General features: G+C 38.1%; 20 protein-coding genes. 14 read left to right on the top strand and 6 right to left on the bottom strand.

Annotated elements, in window-relative coordinates:
• Position 1: 1 nt before the first annotated feature.
• Positions 2–1,312 carry a Na+/H+ antiporter NhaC family protein gene (locus J2Z23_RS03715; RefSeq protein ID WP_209973231.1) on the top strand — a complete coding sequence of 437 codons (1,311 nt, stop codon included), beginning with the start codon at positions 2–4 and terminating at the stop codon, positions 1,310–1,312.
• A gap of 63 nt (positions 1,313–1,375) precedes the next feature.
• Here J2Z23_RS03715 and J2Z23_RS22775 read toward each other — a convergent pair whose 3' ends face one another.
• A complete protein-coding gene (locus tag J2Z23_RS22775) occupies positions 1,376–1,438 on the bottom strand; it encodes a hypothetical protein (protein WP_420795704.1) in 63 nt (20 codons plus the stop codon).
• Between J2Z23_RS22775 and J2Z23_RS03710 the strand changes: the two genes are divergently transcribed.
• Positions 1,421–1,888 carry an S-ribosylhomocysteine lyase gene (locus tag J2Z23_RS03710; protein ID WP_209973229.1) on the top strand — a complete coding sequence of 156 codons (468 nt, stop codon included), beginning with the start codon at positions 1,421–1,423 and terminating at the stop codon, positions 1,886–1,888. The genes J2Z23_RS22775 and J2Z23_RS03710 overlap by 18 nt on opposite strands.
• 155 nt (positions 1,889–2,043) lie before the next feature.
• Here the strand turns inward: J2Z23_RS03710 and J2Z23_RS03705 are convergent, their stop codons facing one another.
• The gene (locus J2Z23_RS03705) at positions 2,044–3,369 is read right to left on the bottom strand and encodes a hemolysin family protein (protein ID WP_209973228.1); all 1,326 of its coding nucleotides are present in this window, start codon (positions 3,367–3,369) and stop codon (positions 2,044–2,046) included.
• Positions 3,370–3,574: 205 nt separating this feature from the next.
• Between J2Z23_RS03705 and J2Z23_RS03700 the strand changes: the two genes are divergently transcribed.
• The 5 genes from J2Z23_RS03700 (at position 3,575) to J2Z23_RS03680 (ending at position 8,639) form a co-directional block, all read left to right on the top strand.
• A complete protein-coding gene (locus tag J2Z23_RS03700; RefSeq protein ID WP_057988590.1) occupies positions 3,575–4,429 on the top strand; it encodes an undecaprenyl-diphosphate phosphatase in 855 nt (284 codons plus the stop codon).
• Positions 4,430–4,622: 193 nt separating this feature from the next.
• Positions 4,623–5,324 (top strand): 5-oxoprolinase subunit PxpB, encoded by a 702-nt coding sequence (gene pxpB / locus J2Z23_RS03695; RefSeq protein WP_057988592.1) that lies wholly within the window; start codon positions 4,623–4,625, stop codon positions 5,322–5,324.
• The gene (locus J2Z23_RS03690; RefSeq protein ID WP_209973226.1) at positions 5,314–6,285 is read left to right on the top strand and encodes a 5-oxoprolinase subunit C family protein; all 972 of its coding nucleotides are present in this window, start codon (positions 5,314–5,316) and stop codon (positions 6,283–6,285) included. Before pxpB ends, J2Z23_RS03690 begins: the two co-directional genes overlap by 11 nt.
• 11 nt (positions 6,286–6,296) lie before the next feature.
• A complete protein-coding gene (locus J2Z23_RS03685; RefSeq protein WP_057988596.1) occupies positions 6,297–7,055 on the top strand; it encodes a LamB/YcsF family protein in 759 nt (252 codons plus the stop codon).
• Positions 7,056–7,223: 168 nt separating this feature from the next.
• Positions 7,224–8,639, top strand: coding sequence for a glycoside hydrolase family 18 protein (locus tag J2Z23_RS03680; protein ID WP_064467785.1), 1,416 nt, complete (start codon positions 7,224–7,226; stop codon positions 8,637–8,639).
• Positions 8,640–8,908: 269 nt separating this feature from the next.
• On the opposite strand, the gene J2Z23_RS03675 is transcribed toward J2Z23_RS03680, so the two are convergent.
• On the bottom strand, positions 8,909–9,619 hold the full coding sequence (locus tag J2Z23_RS03675) for a YqeB family protein (RefSeq protein WP_209973224.1): 711 nt from the start codon (positions 9,617–9,619) through the stop codon (positions 8,909–8,911).
• A complete protein-coding gene (locus tag J2Z23_RS03670; RefSeq protein WP_238482592.1) occupies positions 9,606–10,265 on the bottom strand; it encodes a TetR/AcrR family transcriptional regulator in 660 nt (219 codons plus the stop codon). Before J2Z23_RS03670 ends, J2Z23_RS03675 begins: the two co-directional genes overlap by 14 nt.
• Positions 10,266–10,475: 210 nt before the next feature.
• On the opposite strand from J2Z23_RS03670, the gene J2Z23_RS03665 reads away from it, so the two are divergent.
• A complete protein-coding gene (locus J2Z23_RS03665; protein WP_057988603.1) occupies positions 10,476–11,447 on the top strand; it encodes a ring-cleaving dioxygenase in 972 nt (323 codons plus the stop codon).
• Between the two features lie 218 nt (positions 11,448–11,665).
• Here the strand turns inward: J2Z23_RS03665 and ltaS are convergent, their stop codons facing one another.
• On the bottom strand, positions 11,666–13,591 hold the full coding sequence (gene ltaS / locus J2Z23_RS03660; RefSeq protein ID WP_057988605.1) for a lipoteichoic acid synthase: 1,926 nt from the start codon (positions 13,589–13,591) through the stop codon (positions 11,666–11,668).
• Positions 13,592–13,948: 357 nt separating this feature from the next.
• Between ltaS and J2Z23_RS03655 the strand changes: the two genes are divergently transcribed.
• From J2Z23_RS03655 to J2Z23_RS03630, 6 genes are all read left to right on the top strand, one after another.
• Entirely contained in the window at positions 13,949–14,167 is a 219-nt protein-coding gene (locus tag J2Z23_RS03655; protein ID WP_209973222.1) for a heavy-metal-associated domain-containing protein, read from the top strand.
• A 75-nt stretch (positions 14,168–14,242) separates the two neighbouring features.
• A complete protein-coding gene (locus tag J2Z23_RS03650; RefSeq protein ID WP_338018409.1) occupies positions 14,243–16,147 on the top strand; it encodes a heavy metal translocating P-type ATPase in 1,905 nt (634 codons plus the stop codon).
• Positions 16,134–16,823, top strand: a complete 690-nt coding sequence (locus J2Z23_RS03645) for a Crp/Fnr family transcriptional regulator (RefSeq protein WP_238482591.1) — start codon at positions 16,134–16,136, stop codon at positions 16,821–16,823. Before J2Z23_RS03650 ends, J2Z23_RS03645 begins: the two co-directional genes overlap by 14 nt.
• Before the next feature lie 124 nt (positions 16,824–16,947).
• Entirely contained in the window at positions 16,948–18,309 is a 1,362-nt protein-coding gene (locus tag J2Z23_RS03640; protein ID WP_209973218.1) for a spore germination protein, read from the top strand.
• Positions 18,306–19,418, top strand: a complete 1,113-nt coding sequence (locus tag J2Z23_RS03635) for a GerAB/ArcD/ProY family transporter (protein WP_064467779.1) — start codon at positions 18,306–18,308, stop codon at positions 19,416–19,418. Before J2Z23_RS03640 ends, J2Z23_RS03635 begins: the two co-directional genes overlap by 4 nt.
• Entirely contained in the window at positions 19,402–20,517 is a 1,116-nt protein-coding gene (locus J2Z23_RS03630) for a Ger(x)C family spore germination protein (RefSeq protein ID WP_057988616.1), read from the top strand. Before J2Z23_RS03635 ends, J2Z23_RS03630 begins: the two co-directional genes overlap by 17 nt.
• A gap of 201 nt (positions 20,518–20,718) precedes the next feature.
• Here J2Z23_RS03630 and J2Z23_RS03625 read toward each other — a convergent pair whose 3' ends face one another.
• Positions 20,719–22,092, bottom strand: coding sequence for an MDR family MFS transporter (locus J2Z23_RS03625; RefSeq protein ID WP_338018408.1), 1,374 nt, complete (start codon positions 22,090–22,092; stop codon positions 20,719–20,721).
• Positions 22,093–22,283 lie beyond the last annotated feature (191 nt).

The raw sequence follows: 22,283 nt of genomic DNA, 5'->3' as shown, positions 1-22,283 counted from the left end.
TATGACGAAAGAGACAAAAAAAGGAAGTCTTCTTGCTTTACTGCCATTGCTCATCTTTGTGTTGCTTTTTATTGGGAATGGAATTATTTCTGGAGACTTTTCAAATATGCCGTTAAATGTTGCGATTGTCATTGCAGCTGCCTTTGCATTAGCTATGAATAGAAAAGAAACTTTAACCAATAAATTAGAAATCTTTACAAAAGGGGCCGGCCATCCCAACATTATCTTAATGGTTGTCATCTTTATATTAGCCGGCGCTTTCGCCGAAACGGCCAAGGGAATGGGAGCTGTAGATTCTACTGTTAACATGGGACTATCCTTCATTCCTAGTAATTTATTAATGGTAGGGCTATTTATTGTTGGCTGCTTTATTTCCATTTCAATGGGTACATCCATGGGGACAGTAGCCGCTTTAGCACCGATTGGCATAGGTATTGCCGAACAAACAGGCATATCAATGGCTTTAGCTATGGGAACGGTAATCGGAGGAGCGATGTTTGGAGACAATTTATCGATGATTTCAGATACGACGATCGCCGCGGTACGGACGCAAAAAACTAAAATGAGTGACAAGTTCAAAACGAACTTTTTTATCATTTTACCAGGAGCGATCGTGACAGCTATCATTCTATGGCTTGTAACCATGGGAAATGAAGTCCAGACTCTTGGAGAATATCCTTTCAATTTTATTAAAGTTCTTCCTTATATTCTTGTACTAGTTTCCGCAATAATAGGGGTTAATGTTGTCATTGTCCTTCTGTGCGGGACGATTTTTGCCGGAATCATTGGCTTAATCGATGGCTCCTACACAATGACGGGTTTGATTAAAGCAATTTCACAAGGAATTATAAATATGGAGGATATTGCCATTGTCGCTGTACTTATCGGAGGTATGATTGGCATTATCCAGCATAATGGAGGAATTGATTGGCTACTAAACTTTGTCACAAGTAAATTGAAAACAAAAAAGGGAGCAGAATTTGGAATTGCCGGTTTAGTCAGCGTAGCAGATATCGCTACAGCCAACAATACGATTTCGATTATTATGACAGGACCGTTGGCAAAAGATATTGCGGATGAATATAAGATTGATCCAAGAAAATCCGCAAGTCTACTAGATATTTTTGCAAGCTGCTGGCAAGGAATTGTTCCTTATGGCGGACAAATGCTTGTAGCTTCAGGACTTGCGGCCATTTCACCCGTTAGTATTATACCTTATTCATTTTATCCAATTGCGCTTGGTATCTGCGGTGTCTTAGCTATTCTTCTTAATTTCCCAAGATATAATAAAGTGAATAACAAAAATAAGTAAAACAAATAATTAGCTAAGTTAGAGAGTAATTATATAAAAACCAATTTTCAGTAAAGTATGTTACTATATTATAGTAGAAATTAATAATCGTTTAGGAGTGAATGGATCATGGCTCAAAAAATGAATGTTGAAAGTTTTAATCTTGATCATACTAAAGTAAAGGCACCGTATATTCGCCTAGCTGGTGTAACAGAAGGCGAAAATGGGGATGTCATTCATAAATATGACCTTCGTTTCAAACAACCAAATCAAGCACATATGGAAATGCCTGCTCTACATTCACTAGAACACTTGATGGCAGAATTAATCCGTAATCATCATAATAGTGTCGTCGATTTAAGTCCAATGGGATGTCAAACAGGATTCTATCTAACAGTCATTAATCATAATGACTTTGATGAAATCCTCGAGACAGTTGAAAAGACACTAAATGATGTGCAACAAGCAACAGAAGTCCCTGCCTGCAATGAAGTTCAATGTGGATGGGCAGCAAGCCATAGCTTAGAAGGCGCACAAGAACTAGCCCGTGAAATGCTTTCTAAAAAAGATGAATGGCGCAATGTTTTCGGAGAATAATATATTGCACTAAACTACTCAGTGGGAATACACTCTCCTCATTGATCAAATTGCACTTAAGCCTTGTTGCTCTTAACAATGCCTGTGTTACCAATCATGGCTCCAAAATAATGCATAAAGAAAGCATGCTATGAAAATACAGCATGCTTTCTTATTTATTCATTTTCAACCATTTGCAAAAGGGCTTCTTCCTTTTGAGCTGAAACATAGCGAACTTGATGTCCATCCATTTCATTTACAGTGAAAGAGTATTGGTCATGTGAGAATGTGTCCCCTATTTTCACATCACTATTCTGTGATAAAATCCAACCTCCGAGTGTATCTACCTCTTCGTCAGATAATGTGATTCCTAATATATCATTGACCTCATTGACCAAAACTTTCCCACTAAATAAATATTGATCTTCTGAAACCTTAGTAATCTCCTCTTGCTCATCTGTATCAAATTCATCCCGGATTTCTCCGACGATTTCTTCAATAATATCCTCAATTGTGACAAGGCCTGATGTGCCTCCGTATTCATCCATTAACACAGCCATATGAATGCGCTCTTGCTGCATCTTCAGGAATAGCTCCTGTATGGAAATCGTCTCAATAATGAGGATGACAGGTTTGAGAAAAGAAGTTAACTCCATTTCCGAAAGTGTCTTTGTATGATTAATTTGCGCCATCAAAATATCTTTTACATTGATGATGCCTATAATATTGTCTTTGTCACCATCATAAATAGGATAACGTGTCAATTTCTCTGTTTTTATGATGTTCATCCAGTCTTGAAAACTATTATCGGTCGAAAGAGAAACCATTTCTGTTCTAGGGACCATAATTTCCTTCGCACTTCGATCGTCAAACTTAAAAATATTATTCACATAGAGTAATTCCGAGTGATTAATTTCCCCACTCTTATAACTATCTGACAAAATAATTCTTAACTCTTCTTCAGAGTGGGAAGTCTCATGTTCTGTTACTGGTTGCATCCCAAATGCTTTAATTATAAGACGAGCTGAGCCATTCAATAACCAAATAAACGGAAACATCAATCTGTAAAACCAGACAATCGGTTTAGCAGCAAGTAAGGTAACATTTTCTGCCCTTTGGATCGCCACCGTTTTTGGTGCAAGCTCTCCTACTACAACATGGAGATACGTAATAAATAAAAAGGAAACGGCAACTGAAATAATGGTTGAAACAGATGGATTAATTTGCAACTTATCAAAAATCGGATCAAGTAAACTTTTGACTGCTGGCTCTCCTAACCAACCAATTCCAAGCGCTGTAACCGTAATCCCCAGTTGACAGGCTGATAAATATTCATCCATGTGAGTAATCACATGTTTGGCAGCTTTTGCGCCCGCCTTTCCTTCTTCTACTAGCTGGTCAATCCGAGAACTTCTAATTTTAACAATCGCAAATTCCGTAGCAACAAAAAAGGCTGTTAAAGCAATTAATAAAGCAATTAAGAGTAAACTGGCAATGTCCAAATGGTTCACCTTTCACAGAAAGGTGGTCCACCTCCTATTTTTTTAAAATGGTGTTAGATTATATTATACTATGAAAAAGTAGTGTATGTATATTATTAATTATTGATAAATATGTTCTTTTTTTCCGTAAAACCGTGTAAACTGAATAAAAGATGGATGTTAAGTTAGCTAGAAAGTAAAGGTTTAGTACTGAAAGGAGTTACTTATGGATATTCGCGATTGGATTGTCGCACTTATTCTTGGTTTTGTGGAAGGTATGACAGAGTTTGCGCCTGTCTCATCAACTGGCCATATGATTATCGTAGATGATATGCTGTTCAAATCAGCACAATTATTAGGTTCACAAGAAGTTGCCAATACATTTAAAGTTGTGATTCAACTTGGATCCATTATGGCTGTTGTTATTGTCTTTTGGTCACGTCTTTGGAGTTTAGTCGGGATCAATATTGGAGGGACAAGCACATCAACACCAACAAATCATTCTCGTTTAAAACTTTCCCATGTTATTGTCGGTCTTATTCCCGCCGCTGTGCTGGGATTAGCCTTTGAAGACGTTATAGACAAATATTTATTTCGAATTGAAACAGTCCTGTTAGCACTTGTTGCAGGAGCTATTCTCATGCTTATCGCTGATCGGCAGTCTAAAAAGGAGCGAGATTTTCGCGGGAACTCCCTCGATGAAATTACATATCGCCAGGCTCTGCTGATTGGACTATTTCAATGTATTGCCTTGTGGCCAGGATTTTCGCGTTCAGGCGCAACCATTTCTGGTGGTGTCTTGATGGGATTGAAACATCGTGCAGCCGCTGATTTCACTTTTATTATGGCAGTTCCAATTATGTTTGGGGCGAGCGCCGTTTCCCTTTTGAAAAAGTGGGATGTAATGACACTAGATGTCTTGCCTTTTTTCATCGTTGGCTTTATTAGTGCTTTTGTTTTCGCTTGGGTCTCCATTCGCTTTTTCCTTGCGCTAATCAGCCGTGTAAAATTACGTCCATTTGCCATCTATCGAATTATTCTAGCCGTTGTCTTAGCGATTGTCTATTATTCTATCGGTTGATTTACTTCAGTCTAAGACGAAAAATCGGATTAACCATTCTATAACATCCTCTGTAGACCAAGTCCTGAAAACTTGGTCTTTTTAATGTCACTAAGAAGAAAGATATCTCTATACGATGTTAAGAGTAGTTTCTGTAAAAGAATTTCCACTCTTGGTATAGTAGTAGGTATAAATCTTGAACGAGGTGAAAAACATGGACTCTATAAAGTTTTTCCCAATGGGTGAGGACGCTTTAATAATGGAATTCGGAGATACAATGAATATAGAAATGAATAATACGATTCTTAGTTGGAAAAAGACAATTGAAACAGCCGCTATCCCTGGAGTAAGTGAAATTGTTCCAGCCTATACTACGCTTACAGTATTTTATCGTCCTGAAGACATTTTCGCTTATCACCCTTTCGAAAGATTAAAGGAATTGATTTTACAGTTATCTCCCCCTTTATCCACAATTATTAAGAAAAAACAGATCAAAGAGATTCCTGTATGTTATGAAGAACCTTATGCGCTAGATCTTAAATTTGTAGCGGACTTTAACAAGCTTTCGATCCAAGAAGTGATTCAAATTCACATCAGCCAAATTTACCCTGTCTATTTTCTCGGTTTTTCACCGGGTTTTCCTTTTCTCGGTGGAATGGATTCAAAAATAGCAACACCGAGACGAACTGTTCCCCGTTCCACAATCCCTGCTGGCTCTGTTGGTATTGCGGGTGAGCAAACGGGCATCTATCCTTTAGCCTCTCCAGGTGGTTGGCAAATTATCGGAAGAACACCTTATCAACTTTTCGACCAGAGCCATCATCAACCTACCCTTCTTCAATCTGGAGATTTGATTCGTTTTATCACAATCAGTAAAGAAGAGTTTCAAGCTTTGGAGGGAAAACATGTCGATTAAAGTAATGAAGCCAGGCATGCAAACAACGATTCAAGATCTTGGAAGGTATGGGGGGCAAAGTCTAGGTATTTCAGTTTGCGGAGCAATGGATCAATGGGCGGCAAGGATAGCCAACATTCTTCTTAATAATTACGAAGATGAAGCTGTTTTAGAAATGACATTTCAGGGACCCACACTAGCAATCGAGGAAGACCTCATTCTGGCAATTTTCGGGGCAGACATGAATGCAAGCTGGAATGAAAAAAAACTACCACAAGGCAAACCAATCTTCGCCAAAAAAGGTGATGTTTTATCCTTTGGTTATGCGAGAGATGGAGTTAGAGCGTATTTAGCTGTAAAAAACGGATTTTTTCTAGAAAAGGTCTTAGATAGCTATAGCACTGATGTGAAAGCGAAAATAGGCGGACTAAATGGGCGGCCCATAAAAGAGGGAGATATTCTTCCAGCCAAAGGTATGTTGCCTCCCCTGCCCCCCAATCAAAGTTTCCCTTATTATATAGACAATAATTATCTCGATAAAAATGACTCCCCTATTCGTTTTATTAGAGGTCGACAATATCACTGGTTTTCAAAAGAGTCCTTACAAACTTTTGAGTCAAGCTCTTTTACAATAGAACCTGACTCAGATCGTATGGGGTATCGGTTATCTGGGCCTACCTTAGAACGGAAGGAGTCAAAGGAGTTAATGACCGAAGGGACAACATTTGGCAGCATTCAAATCCCTCCAAATGGACAACCAATTATTTTGATGGCCGATCGTCAACCAACAGGTGGTTATCCGAAAATAGGTGAAGTTATACGAAGTGACCTTCCGCGCTTAAGTCAAATGCGGCCAGGAAGCAAACTTTCCTTTCAAGAAATTTCTCTACAAGCTGCTTATCAAAAAACGCGTAAACAACTGGGGGATTTGGAAGTAATAAAAAAAGCTTGCCACTTGAAATGGAATGAGATTTTTAAGTAGGAGGATTTCATATGGAACAGATTGATCTAAATTGTGATATTGGCGAAGGTTTTGGCACATATAATGTTGGGTTTGACGAGGAAATTATGCCCTATATTTCTTCCGCCAATATTGCCTGTGGTTTACACGCTGGAGACTACACAACGATGAATAAAACCGTTCAGTTAGCATTAGAGAATAACGTTGCGATCGGAGCACATCCCGGTCTCCCCGATTTACAAGGATTTGGGAGAAGAAAAATGGCTATTTCGCCACAAGAAGCGTTTGAAATGGTTCTTTACCAAATCGGTGCTCTTCATAGCTTTGTTATCGCTCATGGCGGTACACTTCGGCATGTGAAACCACATGGTGCTCTTTATAATATGGCAGCCGTTGATTCAAAATTAGCAGAAGCCATCACAGAGGCGATCTATCGTTTTCAACCTGAACTGATTTTATTCGGACTAGCTAATAGTGAATTAATTAAAGCCGGCAAAAAAATAGGTTTACAAACCGCTAATGAAGTATTTGCTGATCGAACCTATCAAAATGATGGAACACTGACACCGAGACATCAAGCAAATGCACTTATCCACGATGTGGAACAATCTGTAGATCAAGCAATCCGTATTGTCAAAAAACGAAAAGTGCGGACAATAGAAGGCATTGACATTGCTGTCCAGGCAGATACAATCTGTCTACATGGCGACAGTCCTTCTGCCCTTCACTTTGCCCGTATGTTAAATAAAAAGTTTACAGAGGAAGGCATTAAGATTTTTAAGAATAAATAACCATACTGTAAAGAACCTATGCTTCCAATCCACTTTCAGAGCATAGGTTCTTTTTTATCTAAAATTAACTTTTAATTTAAATGCAATTTTTTCATCATACTAACGCTGTTCTTCCCTTTACAATGCTTGCATAGAATAGTCATATGATCTTATTAGGGGTGGTTTTATATGATTATTCATGTAGTGAGAAAAGGAGAGACATTAAATAGAATTGCGAATCAATATGGAACTCAAGATCAACTAATTGCAGCGGCAAATGAATTACCTGATCCGAATCAGCTATTAGTTGGTCAGTCTTTGGTGATCCCTATTGCCGCTATTCACCATACAGTCCGTGGAGGAGAAACATTATGGGGAATTGCGCAGAAATACGGCATTCAATTTAATGCTCTTCTTCAGGCAAACCCACATGTGAGTAGCCATCCTACTTCCCTTAGTGTAGGAACGATTATTGTCATTCCACCACGTACACATGTGGTACGGGCTGGAGAGACCTTATGGCAGATTGCCCAAAATTACCAAATAAATATTCAAGAATTGATCCAGGCCAATCATATTCAGAATCTCAACCAAATTGTGCCCGGTATGGTTTTAATCATCCCTTTTCCTAAGCCTGTCATTGATGTAAATGCTTATACGATTAATACTGGTGAAACGGCTGCCCAGGAGCTTCGTGAAGTGGCAAAATATCTAACCTTTATTGCACCTTTTGTTTATTCGGTGAAAGAAGATGGAACATTAAGCTCACTCCAGGATGAAGCGGTTATTCAGGTGGCGAATGAAAATCAAATTGTCCCGATGATGTGCATTACAAATTTTTCTTCTACAGAAACTGGAACAGCATTAGCCCATCATATTCTGTCAAATCAACAGCTTCAAAACACATTGCTCGATCATATTGTACAGGTGATGAGGGAGAAGGGTTATAAAGGGTTAAATGTCGATTTTGAAAATGTGCAGCAAAGCGATCGAGAAGCTTATAACCAATTTTTACAAGGGGCTGTCAACCGCCTCCACCCATTAGGATTTTTCGTTTCAACAGCAGTAGCACCTAAGACAAGTTCCGAGCAAAAAGGACTTCTATACGAGGCACATGATTATGAAGCACAAGGAAGAATCGTAGATTTTGTTATTTTAATGACCTATGAATGGGGCTATCGTTTTGGACCGCCACAAGCAATTTCCCCCATTAATCAAATGAAAAAAGTTATCGATTACGCGGTCACGGTCATTCCCCGGAATAAAATTTTTATGGGTTTTCAATTATATGCACGGGATTGGCTTTTACCACATGTAGAAGGTCAAGAAGCCGAAACATTTGATATGCAGGAGGCACTCAGACGCGCCTTAAAATATAAGGTCGCCATTCAATATGACACCGTGGCACAATCACCGTACTTCCGTTATACAGATGAACAAGGAAAAAAACATGAAGTTTGGTATGAGGATGCTCGCAGTGCTCAAGCAAAATTCGATTTAGTGAAGCAATATCATTTACAGGGCATAAGTTATTGGGTGCTCGGATATCCTTTCCCACAAAATTGGCTGCTTCTTAGTGATAATTTTACTATTCAAAAACGCTAATTGACTACTCCCTGCCCTAGCACTGTTACAAGCAGTAAACTTATCTTTACTTCCAGAAGATATTTCTCATGCTTGCGAGAAATATCAACACACGGTTTTATCCAGTGATTGTTTTAGACGGACAATCTTCTAACGTTGTAGCCGAACTTTGCTTTTCCATTCGACATGAGATAAGGAGTACCAAGCGGGATATACAAGTGAAAAAGTCTATAATTTCCGAGTCTAGCAAAATGGCAGATGGGCTTTCCTCCATCTGCCGTTCATCTTTCTCAATCTTCTTTATTGGAGGTATCTTTGCTCACTGGCCGCCAAAATTGTCTCGTCTTCTCATCGCGTATAATATAGCCCAGTTTAGCTAACTCAAGACGGAAATCTTTGATATCCTCTTCTTTTTTCTCCTGCAGAGCTTTCTCACGTGCCCGCAAAATTGCGTTGACAGTAGGAGATAGATCAGAGGTGTCGGGAATCCACCGATGGTATTCCTCCTTAAACGGATCACCCATACCAGACCATGGATAATCATGAAATCGAAAAGCTTCCTCTACTTTTTTTAATGATTCATCATTATTCTCACGTGCTAGCTCATATCCCGATTTACCGAGAAATACAAGTTGTTTTCCATCTGGAAAAATAGCTGCAATCTCGTTTTTTAATAGGGTCTGGACCTGCTCTTTTATTTCTAACTTTACCTCTTGATCGGTTATCTTCAGAATCAGAATTTCTCTTTTTGCTATAAAAGCTAACACTATCCCTGCAATCAGCCCAATGATCGCCAGCACAATATGAATCCAATCGCCTTGAAAAAAGTGAATTAATTTTAACGGACCTTGAAAAGGAACCCAAGGCAATGTTAAAGCCCAGGTAGCTATTTGCGGAAGAAAATACCCAATAAAGAAGCCCAATCCTCCCAAAACGCCAAATAATACTATACCCGTTGTTCTCGTATATCCGATAATTGTTTGCTGATCATCCGTTCTCATTTACTCCTCCTAATGCCTCTCCCTTATCCTTATCTTTTAATACCGTACGATGTAGAATTGTCGTTAATTCCTTTATATAGGTATCTACATCTACCTCTCTGGCAATTCTACTGTTCGATAACATAAACTCACCAATAGCCCCTTGAATTACACTTGTCATCACTTCTACCGAGAATGGAGCAAAAACCCCCTCCTTCTGCCCATCGTAAAGGATTTGTTGCAATTCATTTGTCAGTTGTTCCTCTTCATCATCTTCCATCTTATAATAAGGAATATTCTCTGGAGTGCGGGCATTAAAAACAATTTCCAAAAGGGCTGTATTACGGGATGGATGAATCGCTTGATACATAAGACTTGCTTTTATAAAGGTATCTAATTTTTCTTTTGGACCTTTTACTTTTTCTATTTGTTCTACAATTGCTGTTGTAGAATCAGCCATCAATTTCATCAACACATGGTTCATCAGATCTTCCTTCGATGAAAAATGGTATGAAATTAGAGCCGTACTGATCCCTGCCCGCTTCGCAATTTGAGACAAGCTTGCCTTAATAAAACCAATTTCGTCTAGTGTTTGAATCGCTGCATCCATCATTTGATCACGTCTCGCACTCGCAATAAAACTTGAGCGTCCCTTTTCTTCCTTCAATCTTATCACCCACCATTCAGCAATCAGGGATATTTCGATTAGTCAAATTACTGATTGATCATACAATCAAATTTTATCAATAACTAAACTGTACGTCAATTAGGCAAAGCAAAATTTCCATATTAGCTTGTTAAAAAGTTAATTACTTTTGAATAGTTGATTATAAATCGTTACAATAAAAGCACAATACAGGAATGGAGGTTGGTGCATATGGAATTGAAAGGCATTCATCATGTCTCTGCCTTAACGGCGAAGGCAGCTGAAAACTTAGACTTTTATACAAATGTTCTTGGCATGAGATTAGTGAAAAAAACAGTCAATCAAGACGACACATATGTCTATCATCTTTTTTACGCAGATGAAAAGGGGAATCCAGGGACTGATTTAACCTTTTTCGAAATTCCCATGTTAGCACGTAATTACCGAGGTGTCAGTAGTATTTCCAACACTTTTTTGCGCGTCCCTAACGATGCTGCCCTCGCTTATTGGAAAAAAAGGTTTATGGACTATAATGTGGAACATGCTGATATTAAAGAGCAGGCTGGACGAAAAATCCTCCCATTTATCGATCATGAAGGACAGCAGCTAACATTGATTTCCGATGAAATGAATCAGGGAGTTGCTCCAGGAAGTCCGTGGAATAAAAGTCCCGTTCCCGTACAATATGGAATTACCGGATTAGGGCCTATTCAATTAACCGTGGAAAATGCTGAACCAACAGTAAAGATTTTAACTGATATTCTTGGTTTTCGATTAAAGGAGTATAATCCTTCTCCAATTAAAGGACAAGCCGATATTAAAATTTATGAAACCGGTGAAGGTGGATCCGGTGCACAAGTTTATCTAGAAGAAAGAAAAGATCTTCCCGCAGCGCAATTAGGACGTGGCGGTGTTCATCATGTCGCATTTCGCGTTCAAGATGAAGAAACCTTAAGAAAATGGGTGGACCGTTTGCGTGCAGCGCGAATTGCCAATTCCGGCTTCGTTGATCGTTATTATTTCCGCTCACTATATTTCCGTGAGCCTAATGGAATTCTCTTTGAGCTTGCCACTGATGGACCTGGCTTTGATATCGATGAGCCAATCGAACATTTAGGAGAAAGCTTAGCATTACCATCGTTTTTAGAGCCCCAACGGGAACAAATTGAAGCCAAACTCAAGCCGTTAAAAACGCAGTCCTAAAGATAATCGACTTTGATATAGTTGACTAATATTTGCGGAGCATATGAAAAGAGCTTCATCTCATTCAAAATGAGATGAAGCTCTTTTGACGGCCTAATTCTAGTGCTCATTAGAGCTCTAAAAGTGTTGAAGGCGGACGGAAAGTGGGATCATAAGAGTATTCCACTAGTTCTCTCAATCTCCCCTGTCCCCCTAAAACTGGCGCTTTATAGTTTTCCTTAATCTTTTGTACCATTTGTGTACTGGTAATCATTCGGATCAATTGGTACAAAACCATCAGGTTGATAGAAACGGAGTAAATCCTTCGTAACAATTCGATCCGAAATTTCTAATTTTTCCTTCGCAATTTGATCATCTGCACGACATTGCTCATCCTCAATCGGCTCACCTGTATCAGTCGCGTAACAAACACCATTTACCTGTGTCACTTCAGGAGTGATAAAGTCTCCGTTACGGAAAGGAACAATTTCCTTAAACTCAGGTGATAAAATATCGTTTCCTATGTTTAAATAGTTACGCGTATCAATGCCTAATAAATGGAGAATCGTTGGTTGAACATCAACTTGACCACTATATTTATGAACGACTCCACCCTGTACCCCTGGTACGTGGATAAAAAGTGGAACTCTTTGCAATTCGGCATTTTTAAATGATGTTACTTCTTCTCCAGTAACCTTTTCCATTGCATCATTATGATTTTCTGAGATTCCGTAATGGTCACCATACATCACAATAATCGTATTGTCATATAAACCAGCTTCTTTTAGATTCTCAAAAAACTCTTCCAGAGCCTGATCCATATAATTTGCTGACTGAAAATACTGATTCACTACTTTATCGCCAAAATCTCCTGCTGGAAAATCTGTATCTCCTTCATCCATCGCAAATGGAAAATGGTTCGAGAGCAACAATAGTTTAGAATAAAATGGTTGTGGCAAGGATTCTAATAATGGCATAGATTCCTCTAAGAATGGTTTATCCTTCAAACCATAGTTTTTCACATTTTCTGCTGTCATATTATAATAAGTGGCATCGAAAAAGTGATCATAACCTAAAGCTTTATAAAATTCATTTCGATTCCAGAAAGTTTTATAGTTTCCATGTAATGCAGCAGATGTATAACCTTTTGATTTAAGGATCGCAGGTGCAGCATGATACGTATTTTGTGCTTTATTAATAAACACTGAACCTTGGGATAATGGGAATAATGATGTATCCATCATAAATTCCGCATCAGATGTTTTCCCTTGACCTGTTTGATGGAAGAAATTATCAAAATAAAAAGTGTTTCCATCATGAGCCAACGAATTTAAGAATGGGGTTACTTCTTGACCATCCAATTCATAATCAATTATAAATGTCTGCAACGACTCAAGGGATATATACATAACATTCATCCCTTCGGCTTTTCCAAAATAATCTGAGTTGGGCTTGGAGAAGTTAGCCTTCAAGTTATTTTCGATCTCAGTGACATCATCACTGCTGGCAAGAGTACGCTGCATCGAAGAACGTGCCGTTTGGATACCATCATAAATGGTAAAATTATAAGCTCCCAAATACTTCACAAGATAATTTCGGTCAAATGATCGTGTCAATAGCTCGGGTCGATCAGCTTCCGCTAAGGACAAATTAAACATAAAAATTCCCACTGCAACAGCCATTGGGATAATAGCTAATTTCCTCGTGGAGGCGGCCTTTAATTGAATGACCTTAAAGCCTAACAATGACAGCAAAATAATCGTATCTGTGAAATAGAGAATATCAAGTGGCGTCATCAAAGATAAGGCACTCTCAGTTTGTCCCCCATTTACCTTCAACTGTAAAACGGTTGGCCATGTAATAAAGTCATCAAAGAAACGATAATAGACAACATTTGCGTAAAGCCAGAATGATAGAACAAATTGGATAGCAATTAAGGCTGCTCCCCAATGTTTTTTAAATAATAAAGCTGCTCCGAAAAATAAAAAAGCAGAGCTAAGTGGATTGATAAATAAAAGAAACTCCTGAACAGAATTATCAATTCCCAAATTAAATTCGATTCTATACGTTACATATGTTTTTATCCAAAATAGAACAATTGCGATTAGAAAAAATTGTACACTTTTACTATGAATGTTGAATGAGAATTTTTTAAGCCAATTCAACTTAAACGCTCCCCTCTTACTAAAAAACAAAAGTGCAAAGTATGTGCCACTTTTTGTTTTAAGTTAACACTAAAAATCCATAAAACTAGGTTTCTTTCTAACTAAAAAAAGTGACTACGATATTATAACTCTTTTTATAAAAATGTCCAACCTTCTATTTCAATTTCAATCTGTCAATATTTGTTAAAAATGCATCATATCCACTCTTTTGGACATAGTCTAAAAATTTTTCAGCACAAATTGACAAAAGCCTCTTTACTTTCTTCTTTATTTTTTTCCCATTCTTGATATACATCAAGGAGCTATCATTTTAATCCCTTTATGATAAGAATACAAACAATAAAGGAGGCGGTCGAAATGGCCACTGTCAAATTTCAATTAGAAACTCTTTCCTGTCCATCTTGCATCAAGAAAATTGAAACAGTTTTAAATAAACAAATGGGTGTAAAAGAGACAAGTGTTCTTTTCCATTCGAGTAAAGTTAAAATAGCATTCGATGAAACAAATACAACAGCCGAACAGCTAGAGAAAATAATCACAAAACTTGGCTATCCAGTTATAAATGCAAAGGCATGATAGGAAATTATATTATCGGGTAAGGTGACGGCTTGGTGACATCAATTCCACCTGCTCGAAAAGTATCAGAAGGGAGTGTTTTCATTGAAAAGTAAAACTAAGGCACAAATAGCAGGTGTCACAGGCATCTTACTTTTATTCGCCTTTATTTCTCATCTTCTTCATCTCACCCAGTTTCAAAATATACTTTTAATAATTGCAACTAGCATTGCGGGCATCCCGATCATTATAAAGGCGATTCAATCGCTAAAAATGAAGACATTTAGTATCGAGCTACTTGTATCAATTGCGATTATTGGCGCCATCTTCATTGGAGAATATATAGAATCCGCTGTTGTCTCCTTTTTATTTTTATTTGGCGCCTATCTTGAAACGAAGACATTGGAAAAAACAAGAGGTTCCTTAAAAGACTTAATCGATCTTTCTCCTCAAGTAGCAACTGTCTTACGGGATGGAGAAAAGGTCGTTCTTCCCATCGCAGAGGTGAAGAAAGGTGACCATGTTATTATTCAATCTGGAGAGAGAGTAGCGGTTGATGGAATAGTTGTTACTGGGACAGCTTTTGTCAACGAAGCTGCTATTACAGGGGAGTCCATTCCAGCCCATAAAGAGATCCAAAATCCTGTTTTCAGTGGCTCAATCTTGGATCACGGCTATATAGAAGTGATTGCAGAAAAGGTAGGAGATGATACAACCTTTGCAAAAATTATTGAACTTGTGGAAGAAGCTCAGGTATCGAAAACAAAAACCGAAAAATTCCTTGAAAAGTTTGCCAATATCTACACCCCTGCCATAGTAATTTTAGCCACTATAGTGTTGATTTTCACTCAAAACATTGAATTTACTTTAACCTTTCTTGTCATTGCTTGTCCAGGTGCCCTCGTGATCTCAGCACCTGTTTCAATTGTAGCTGGGATTGGCAATGGAGCAAAAAACGGTGTCTTGATGAAAGGCGGGGAAACTGTCGAGAATTTGGCTAAGATAGACACAGTTGTTTTTGATAAAACTGGCACTTTAACACAAGGAAAACCAGCAGTAACCGATATTAAATCGTTCACAATGAGTGAGGAAAAATTATTGCAAATAGTAGCGGAAGCTGAAACCACCTCTGAGCATCATCTCGGTCAAACTATTGTTCAAGAAGCGAAACATAGAAACATCTCCCTAATCAACAAACCCGTCCAAACCAAAGTTATCAAAGGGAAGGGCCTACAAGCTGTTATTTCCAATCAACAACTTGTTATCGGAAATCGCCTTTTAATGAAGGAACACAGGATTTCAATCCCCACTCATATAGAGTCATCCATCTTAAAAATGGAAAAACGGGGAAACAGTGTCGTTCTTGTTGCGATAAATGGAGAAATAGAAGGGTTTATATCAATTACTGATCAAATCCGGATTGATGCCAAAGAAAGTATTAAGAATTTAAAAAGGGCGGGAATAAAACAAATCTATATGCTTACTGGTGATAACCGCTATACAGCAGAACGGGTAGCGGCTGAATTAGAAATCGATCACGTATTAGCAGAATTACTTCCTGAAGAAAAAGTCGCTAAAATTGTGGAATTACAAAAAACAGGTTTGCGTGTTGCTATGGTCGGGGACGGAATTAATGATGCACCTGCAATTGCCACAGCTGATATTGGTCTTACCATGGGAGGTACTGGGACTGATGTTTCGTTGGAAACCGCAGATATTGTCTTAATGGCTGATCAGTTAGATTCATTACCTCACGCATATTCCTTAGCAAAGGCGACTGTACGTAATATGAAGCAAAATACTTTTTTCGCAGTTAGTACTGTTTTCCTTCTTCTTATTGGTGTTCTATTTCAAAAAGTATTTTTAGCTTCTGGTATGTTTATCCATGAATTGAGTGTACTACTCGTTATTCTGAACGCCATTCGAATAACAAGTTATAATAAAATGAAACGGAATACTACTATAAGAAACAAGGAGCAGATCCAATTTGAAAGCTTGTGACCATCATCCAAAAGAGATGCAGCAGCTCTGTGTCTCGCTTGTACCCATTTTCAACCATTTACAACCGGAGGAAATGCTAGAAATTGCTAAAACAACCACACATGCTCAGTACGAACGGAATGATATCATTTATGGTGCAGGTGATCAGTCCGCTCATTTGTATATTGTTCATCAGGGTCGTGTGAAAATTTACCTCCTCTCTGAATCAGGCAAAGAGCAACTTATTCGCATTTTAGAACCAGGTGATTTTATGGGAGAACTATCCCTATTTACTGAATCTATGTTTGATCATTATGCCGTTGCCATGGAAAAAACTGAAATATGTGTTTTGAGACGAGTAGATTTGCAAACTTTTTTATTAAAGTATCCGACCATTTCGATAAAAATTCTTGAGGAATTCGGACGGCGTTTAGATCGAACGGAAAAGCTAATCAGCAGCTTAACGTCAGAGGATGCAGAAAAGCGAATTGCAGCCTATTTGCTTGAACTATTAGACGGTCAAAACGACCAAACCCTCATCCTGCCAATGGCTAAAAAGGATCTTGCTTCATATCTTGGAACAACTCCTGAAACCGTCAGTCGAAAACTTGCTGAATTTCAAGAGCGCGGCTGGATTGAACAAACTGGTCAAAGAAAAATCAAAATCCATCATATCCAAGCTCTACAAGAAGTATAAATAGCTGCGGGCTTTCGCAGCTATTTTCTATCTCATATCTTCCTCCTATTTCCGTATAGTTTATAAGCTTTTGCCAAAACTACCTATAGAAGATTTTTGGAAACGAAACTAGGAGGCCCCAACAATGCCTAAAAAATCAACTTTATCATCCTCCACAACAAAAGATTGGCTAATTCAACAATTTAAAGATTCCTTCGACTTTACCCATAAACCATTAAAAATTGACCAAAAGGAAATGGAACTACTTTTTATCAAAACGGTGACAGATAATGATCAACTTCAAAAAGTGATTATCAAGCCTTTTTTTGAACTAACTTCCATGGAGCAAGTAGAAGCCTATTTAAACTCTCTTCCAAACCAGCAAATCATCAAATCCAAGGAACAAATCCAACTAGAGTTAACAAAAGGGAGTCTCGCCATCTCTCTGAACGAGAGTATTCTCTTATTCGACTTTAAGACCGTAAGTACAGATACCGTGCTTGAAAGCAATGTTGAGCCTACTATCATGGGTCCACAGCTTGCTCTAAGTGAAGATATTGATACCAATCTAAATCTAATCCGCCAACGCTATCACCAGCCTTCATTAGTAATCGAAATGCATGAAGTCGGGAAGAAATCTCATCAATCATTAGCGGTCATTTATGATAAGGATTTGGTCAAGCCGGTAGTGTTAAAACAGATCAAACAAAGATTAAAGAAATTAAACAGTGATGTTATTCTATCCAGTGCCGAACTAGTTCGCTTTTTAAATGTAAAGAAACGTTCACTGCTTCCCACTATGCTGCAGACAGAACGTACGGACCGGATTACTTATAATCTATCTGGTGGAAAAGTCGTCCTCTTACTTGATGGCGATTCTTTGGTTATCCTGGCACCAGCTGTTTTTTTCGATTTTATGACCTCTATGGAGGATAATTACCATCCTTATTGGGTAACGAAGTTTGCAGAGATCCTTCGATATATTGGGCTTGTTACCTGTGTTATTTTTCCAGGATTATATGTCGCAGTGGCTTCTTATAATCCCGAAATTTTTCGTGCAGAATTAGCTTTATCTGTTGCCGGTTCTCGGATAGGAGTCCCTTATCCCTCCTATGTGGAAGTTTTATTTATGTTAATCGTCATGGAGCTATTAACGGAAGCGAGCATTCGCCTGCCAAAAGCTGTCAGTGCTACAGCTACGACCGTTGGCGGACTCATTCTAGGAACGGCTGCGACAGATGCAGCGCTCACCTCAAATATTATGATTATTATTATATCGGCTGTAGCAGTATCGACTTTCGTTATTCCGATTAACGAAATGAGTTTCTCTATTCGGGTTTCTAAATATATCATCTTATTGTTCGCCACTTTTGGGGGGATGGCCGGTTTGGTGTTAGCATTTATTGGCTTTATCATGATTCTTTCCAATAAAAATAGTTTTGAAGAACCTTATTTTAAATTATTTATTCAGGCGAAAGAAAAGGAAACAAGTGGGGAAACATCATGAATCGTTATTATTACTATCTCATATTTGTCAATTTGATCGCCAATATGATTTCGGCTGTGCCAAAGATCTTTTTCCTTAATAAAGAGAATGGCACTTCTTTTTCTCTGCTTCTTTCCCTTCCAGCGGGATTGCTATCGGTTTATCTGTTTATTCGTTTTTTTAACTCCTTTCAAGGAAAGGACCTGTCAGAATTATTGAAGCAATATGTTTCCAAACGGATCTATCTACCTATTTTAAGTCTCCTAAGTATTACTTGGCTTGGGGCTGGATTAATTACTTTAATCACCTTTACCTTTATGATCAAACGGTTCTTAACACCGGACATGTCGATTATCCTTATTGCCTGCCTTTTTTTAATCTTTATTTCTTACGGGATTCTCATGCACACGAGGAGCGTTTTATATACCGTCGAAACAGTGCTTATTTTCTCCATTCCACTAATTGCTTTTATCTTTTTTAAAGCGTATAGTAGCCCCAATTTCATGTGGGATTATGTTGGCGTTGCAGTAATGTATAGTAATAGATGGCCAAGCTATAGTGTCTTTTCCGCGGCTCTTTATTGTTTCCTTGGGATTGCTAATCTAATTGTTTTTAATCGAGCTTTCAAAAAAGTAAAATTCCAGCTATCTTGGAAGTCAATGTTAGTCATCGGGATTGTTGGTAGTCTTACTATTATTTCTACCTATGTGATCCCAATTGGGCTTAATGGCTTTGAAAAAATTGATCATCTTGTTTACCCTGGCATTACAACGAGTGATACGTTGCGGATGAAGTTTGGTGTAATCGAAAGAGTGATGTTTATTTTTTTTATGTTTTTCCTAGCTGTCACATTTATAAGTCTCCTTATCCATTGGCATGTGGCATTAGAGCTGTGTAAGAACATTTTTTGGTTAGAGAAATTCAATTGGAAAAAAACAAATCTTACACCATTTATTTATATAGGTTTTTTTTGGATTGTCACCTTGTTCCTAACAACCCATTTGAATGAATATACGTTATTAATCTACACAAAATACTTCTTTAATTGTCTTCCACCTTTTTTTCTATTTATGTTCATTCTTTTCTGGTATGTGCGAAGGAGGGCAAAACAGCATGAAGAGACTGTCTAAAACATATATGCCGATTATTCTTTTTGTATTTTCTCTTACTCCATTCCTGTCTAGCTGTGGTTTTAAAGATATTGATAAGAGAATTTTTGTACAAGGAATCGCAATTGATTATACAGGTAATGAAGAAAAGCCTTATAGAGTTACCCTTAAGTTGGCGATCCCTACCGGCTCCCTTAAAGAAGCATCAGGCAATAAGTATGGCTACCTATCACGGGAAGATTCTAGCTTAGCGGGGGCCATCCGTTTTCTAAAAACGCACGCTGATAAGGAACCTGATTTTGGCCATAGTCAAATTATCCTCCTAGGAGAAAAACTGTTAGATCATAATATAGAAGATGTCATGGACTTTATCTTTAGGAGAAGGGATATTCAAATGATAGCCTGGGTAGCCGTGGGTCAACCAACAGCTGAAGATGTTCTAAAAACCGAGCCTGTATCCGAAATGGCTGCCTCCAATCTTTTGACAAATCTCTTTTCAAGAAATGGTGTAGAAAGCGCCTATACTGTTTCCACTTTTCTATTTGAATTGCGAAGGGGTTTGTTTGAGCCAGGAATTGACCCTGTCTTGCCTGTAATTCAGACTAACAAAAAAAAGACAAAGGTCAGGGTCAATAAATCCATCATCCTGAAAAATGATCGAAAACATTTTCATCTCTCAAGTAAACATACAAAATCCTATAATGTACTTGGAAAGGAAATAAATAAATATGATCTTCGGGTGAAAGATCAAGATAATCATTTTCTCTTAGCGATCGATTCGATTGATGTAAATTATAAAATTGATACATCAGGGGAAACACCTGTTATCAAAATGAAAGTTAAATTAGCAGGAATCATTGAGGAATCGTTTGAAGATATGCCGGCATCAAAATTAGATCATTATAGCAAGCTTGCAAGCAAAACAGCCAAAAAGAACACCATTGAATTTTTAAAGATGCTTCAGGAAGAGAATGCAGATCCACTAGGATTTGGCCTCCGATATCGCGCCACAAGAATCCATAACCGTGATACGAATGAGGAATGGAAGGAACTTTATCCAAATGTAAAATTTGATGTTCAAGTGAAGGCATCCGTCAAGAGTACGGGCACAATTGAATAATAGCGAATCGAAGGAGAACATTTAAGATGCATCGGGTAAACCTTTGATTGGATAACTGTCTAGGATGTTGAGCTATTTCCCTTTGTCTTTTTGAACCAGTGAGGGTGATGGTCGAACCATCACCCTTACTTTAGAATTCCACCTTCCCAGCTTTAAAGTAACTTAGCTAGATCAAGGAGCTATTTATCGCACAATACAAACTTATTCTGTTGATAATCCTCTCCCCTTTTCTCCTAAAAGCGTCGCAGTTACAGCAAAGCCTAGCCCCGCTAATACAATTAATAGTATAAAGACTTGATGCAAGCTTGCTTCTAACTTGACACCCTGCAATTGATCACTTAACCAAAGACCAGATACGGCAATCCCAATAGTTTGGCCTAAAGTACGAAATAAATTATTAGATCCCATAGCAGCACCACGCATATTCCAACCAACAGAAGATTGTACAACCACAGTAAATAAAGTGGTTGATAACCCGAAACCAAGTCCTAAAATAGCGGTTATTAGCATCATCCAGGGTAAGCTTGTGCCGGTTTGCAACAAGCTCATCCCGATACATCCAATAATGATAAAGACCATGCCAACTAAAGCAATCTGCCCAACCACCATTTTCCTCACCCATTTTCCAACTAGCAAAGCACCTAATGGCCAGGTTAAGGATTGCGGCAACATGGCAATTCCAGACAAGGTAGCATTTAAGCCAGTTACACCTTGAACCCATAGCGGAATATAAAAGGTCACGGCAATCAATATAAAGCCAATTAAAAATCCTGCGATATTTGATACAACGATTAATTGGTTTTTAAATAAAGAGAGCGGCAACATTGGTTCTTTTCCCTTTGATTCAATCCAGATAAAAAGAAGAAGACTAACCAAGGCAAGCGCAGAGATGATCATAATATTTCCGGTTAATTGTCGCTCTTCTTTCCAAAGATTCAATGCATATAAAAACGAAGTCATACAGACTGCAAAAGTTAAGATTCCTGCATAATCGATCGTCCGTTTCTTCTTTTCCATATGTTCATGTAAAGAGATGGCAATTAAAATTAAGGAAATGATTCCAAATGGAAGATTCATAAAGAAAATCCAGTGCCAGGAAATAGAATCTACGATAAAGCCCCCCACTAATGGACCTAGAATACCTGAGATTCCCCACACACTGCTAATTAACCCCTGAATCTTTGCGCGCATTTCATATGTAAAGACATCGCCAATGATCGTCATCGGGATCGTCGTTAATGCTCCAGCTCCCAACCCTTGAATAATTCGGTAGACAACAAGCTGATGCATTGACTGTGACAAGCCAGAAAGCACGGAACCTACCAAAAAAATGAGCACTCCAATCGTAAACATTCGCTTCCTACCATATAAATCAGCCATTTTCCCAAAAATCGGCGTACTAATGACCGTTGCAAGCAAGTAAACCGATATCACCCAAGTATATAAATGGCTTCCACCTAAATCACCAACAATTTTTGGCATCGCTGTACTTACAATCGTCCCCTCAATAGCCGTTAAGAAAGTGGCAATTAATAAAGCAGCTACAACGTATTTCTGTTTTGTATTCTTTTTCACTATTCTCTCCCTACCATTCTGTGAATAACTAGACATAAACGTGTCCTCTAATCTTATTAATTCTTGATCTTGACTTGCTATTCCAATCAGTGACATTCTTATATTATATATATAAATGAAGAAGATAAGGAGAAGATTCTGAAAAAGCGCTATTATCAATCAGTCATTATCTTTCACATTTTAGTCAATGC

It is taken from the genome of Lederbergia galactosidilytica (assembly GCF_017873565.1).
GTDB lineage: Bacteria > Bacillota > Bacilli > Bacillales > Bacillaceae_C > Lederbergia > Lederbergia galactosidilytica.
The sequence above is the reverse complement of the archived record's forward strand: the minus strand, read 5'-3'. Positions and strand labels throughout refer to the sequence as shown.

Excerpts from the sequence above, each read along its gene's own strand:
- J2Z23_RS03715 (WP_209973231.1), top strand. The coding sequence starts at position 2 with ATGACGAAAGAGACAAAAAAAGGAAGTCTTCTTGCTTTACTGCCATTG.
- J2Z23_RS03710 (WP_209973229.1), top strand. The coding sequence starts at position 1,421 with ATGGCTCAAAAAATGAATGTTGAAAGTTTTAATCTTGATCATACTAAA.
- J2Z23_RS03700 (WP_057988590.1), top strand. The coding sequence starts at position 3,575 with ATGGATATTCGCGATTGGATTGTCGCACTTATTCTTGGTTTTGTGGAA.
- pxpB (WP_057988592.1), top strand. The coding sequence starts at position 4,623 with ATGGACTCTATAAAGTTTTTCCCAATGGGTGAGGACGCTTTAATAATG.
- J2Z23_RS03690 (WP_209973226.1), top strand. The coding sequence starts at position 5,314 with ATGTCGATTAAAGTAATGAAGCCAGGCATGCAAACAACGATTCAAGAT.
- J2Z23_RS03685 (WP_057988596.1), top strand. The coding sequence starts at position 6,297 with ATGGAACAGATTGATCTAAATTGTGATATTGGCGAAGGTTTTGGCACA.
- J2Z23_RS03680 (WP_064467785.1), top strand. The coding sequence starts at position 7,224 with ATGATTATTCATGTAGTGAGAAAAGGAGAGACATTAAATAGAATTGCG.
- J2Z23_RS03675 (WP_209973224.1), bottom strand. The coding sequence starts at position 9,619 with ATGAGAACGGATGATCAGCAAACAATTATCGGATATACGAGAACAACG.
- J2Z23_RS03665 (WP_057988603.1), top strand. The coding sequence starts at position 10,476 with ATGGAATTGAAAGGCATTCATCATGTCTCTGCCTTAACGGCGAAGGCA.
- J2Z23_RS03655 (WP_209973222.1), top strand. The coding sequence starts at position 13,949 with ATGGCCACTGTCAAATTTCAATTAGAAACTCTTTCCTGTCCATCTTGC.
- J2Z23_RS03640 (WP_209973218.1), top strand. The coding sequence starts at position 16,948 with ATGCCTAAAAAATCAACTTTATCATCCTCCACAACAAAAGATTGGCTA.
- J2Z23_RS03635 (WP_064467779.1), top strand. The coding sequence starts at position 18,306 with ATGAATCGTTATTATTACTATCTCATATTTGTCAATTTGATCGCCAAT.
- J2Z23_RS03630 (WP_057988616.1), top strand. The coding sequence starts at position 19,402 with ATGAAGAGACTGTCTAAAACATATATGCCGATTATTCTTTTTGTATTT.